Below are 2,664 nucleotides of genomic sequence, written 5' to 3'. Positions count from 1 at the left end.
GGAGATGGTTTAACCAATGGTGATGAATATGGTGATATTCCTACAGATCCAGTTGATTCTAATGGCAATGGTATTCCAGACTTCTTAGAGCCTAATAATTCTACACCATCTGAGGATGATTTAGAGATTTTCAACTTGGTTACTCCAAATGGAGATGGTGATAATGATGTGTTTGTAATTAGAAACATTCAATTGTACCCAGAGAACACGGTAGAGATCTATAACAGATGGGGTGTTTTAGTTTACGAAACAAAAGGATATGGTAAAAACGACAACTACTTCAGAGGGATCTCAGAAGGAAGAGTAACAATTAGCCAATCTTCAGAATTACCAGTGGGTACTTATTTCTATGTTTTGAGATACAAAAACAACTCAGGAGCTAACAAAGAACGTTCAGGATATTTATATATTAATAGATAATAAAGCTTTAAAGGGGAAGTAATTCCCCTTTAAACTCTTATAAAAAGTGAAAAAATGAAAAAAAGATTTTTAATATTTATTGTCACTCTTGTCGCAGGCGCATCGTATGGGCAACAAGATTCGCAATTCACAAATTATATGTATAACACTATTAATGTTAATCCGGCTTATGCAGGTTCTCGCGGTGTTTTGAGTATTTTTGGATTGCACAGAAGCCAATGGGTGGGCTTAGATGGAGCGCCTAAAACGAACACTTTTTCTTTGAATACGCCTATTAATAACTCTAATTTTGGGTTGGGTGTTTCAATTGTAAACGATCGAATTGGACCTTCAGATGAAAATTCAATTTCAGCCGATGTTTCATATTCTATTCAAACCTCAGAAAATTATAAATTATCTTTTGGTATTAAAGCGACTGCTAATTTATTAAATGTTGATTTTACAAAGTTGAATATCTTTAATCCAAATGATAATTTGGCACAATATAATGTAGACAATAAATTTTCTCCTAATGTAGGAGCTGGAGTTTATTTCCATTCTAATAAAACGTATTTTGGATTGTCTGTTCCTAATTTCTTAGAGACAAAACACTTCGATAAAGAAGGCGCTACTTTTTCAGCAAATTCAGTGGCTTCAGAAAAAATGCATTATTATTTTATTGCAGGTCACGTGTTTGATTTATCAAGCAGTGTAAAATTAAAACCAGCTCTTTTGACTAAATTAGTTCAAGGCGCGCCTTTGCAAGTTGATGTCTCAGCTAACTTCTTGTTTAATGATAAATTCACTCTTGGAGGCGCTTACAGATGGGATGCTGCGGCTAGTTTGCTAGCGGGCTTTCAGGTTTCTGATGCTTGGTTTATTGGTTATGGTTATGATTTGGAAGTTACTAAATTGGCGAACTATAATTCAGGTTCTCATGAGATTTTCTTACGATATGAATTGTTTAAAAATTACAACAAAGTAGTTTCTCCAAGATTCTTCTAAAAAATATATTATGAAAATAAAAGTTATATTATTATTGATTGTATTGAGCATTTCTTCAAGTTTTGCTCAAAAAGGTAAGCTAGCTGCAGCAGATAAAAAGTTTGATGAACTGGCTTACATTGATGCTATTGAGATTTATAAGAAAGTGGCTGAGAAAGGTCATAAATCAGTTGATTTGTTTCAAAAGTTAGGTAATTCGTACTATTTTAATGCAAATTTAGAAGAAGCAAATAAATGGTATACCGAATTATTCGCTTTAAGGCAAGAAGTGGAGCCTGAATATTATTTCAGATATGCTCAAACTTTAAAGTCGGTTCGTGAGTATGCCAAATCGGATGAATATTTAGTTAAGTTTTCCCAAAAAAAAGGAGCGGACAATAGAGCAAAAATATTTGTAGCGAACAAAGATTATTTGTCAGACATAAAAAAAAATTCAGGCAGACAAACCATTGAAGATGCAGGAATAAATACAGAATATTCAGATTATGGTGGTGCTTTTCATAAAGGAGAATTTATTTTTACTTCTGCTAGAGATACCGGCGGAGTTTCTAATGTAAAACACAAATGGACGAATGCTTCTTTTTATAACTTATACAACGCCAAGGTTACTCCAGAGGGCTATTTAGTGAATCCAGAGGCTTTGTCAAGAAAGATAAACTCTAAATTTAACGAATCTTCTGCTGTGTTTACAAAAGACGGGACTACGATGTATTTTACACGAAATAACTATACCAATGGTAAGCAAAGAACAGACGCTTCAAAAATCACGTTATTAAAATTGTATAAAGCCACAAGAAATAATGTTGGAGAGTGGAGTGACGTAAAGGAATTACCCTTTAATAGTGATCAATATAGTTGTGCACATCCTGCTTTGAGTCCAGATGACAAAACCTTGTACTTTGCCTCTAATATGCCAGGCACGGTTGGCGAATCTGATATTTTTAAAGTAGCGATAAAATCTGACGGTAGTTTTGGTACACCAGAGGGTTTAAAAGGCGGTATTAATACGGAAGCTCGTGAAACGTTTCCATTTGTGAGCGATGACAATGTGTTGTTTTTTGCATCAGATGGGCAGTTGGGGTTAGGAGGATTGGACGTTTTTTCTGTAAAAATTAATGCAGATGGCACCACGTCAAAAGTTATAAATTTGGGTACACCGGTAAATAGTCCACAAGACGATTTTGCTTATATTTTTGACACCCAGTCTAAATTAGGCTTTTTCTCCTCCAATAGAGCAGGTGGAAAAGGGAGTGACGATAT

2 protein-coding genes and 1 pseudogene are annotated in these 2,664 nt (G+C 34.5%); all 3 read left to right on the top strand.

Features of this window, described 5'->3' with window-relative positions; all coding sequences use genetic code 11:
* The coding region (locus ACFSX9_RS09790; protein WP_379807155.1) for a gliding motility-associated C-terminal domain-containing protein at positions 1-420 on the top strand (420 nt) is incomplete at its 5' end.
* Positions 421-474: 54 nt separating this feature from the next.
* Positions 475-1,404: a PorP/SprF family type IX secretion system membrane protein gene (locus ACFSX9_RS09785; protein ID WP_379807153.1), complete on the top strand. Its 930-nt coding sequence runs from the start codon at positions 475-477 to the stop codon at positions 1,402-1,404.
* Positions 1,405-1,414: 10 nt separating this feature from the next.
* Positions 1,415-2,664: pseudogene (locus ACFSX9_RS09780) on the top strand (OmpA family protein); the annotation flags it as partial.

Source organism: Flavobacterium ardleyense, from assembly GCF_042686085.1.
Taxonomy (GTDB): Bacteria; Bacteroidota; Bacteroidia; order Flavobacteriales; family Flavobacteriaceae; genus Flavobacterium; species Flavobacterium ardleyense.
Note: the sequence above shows the minus strand (reverse complement) of the source record. Positions and strands in the feature narration are given on the sequence as shown.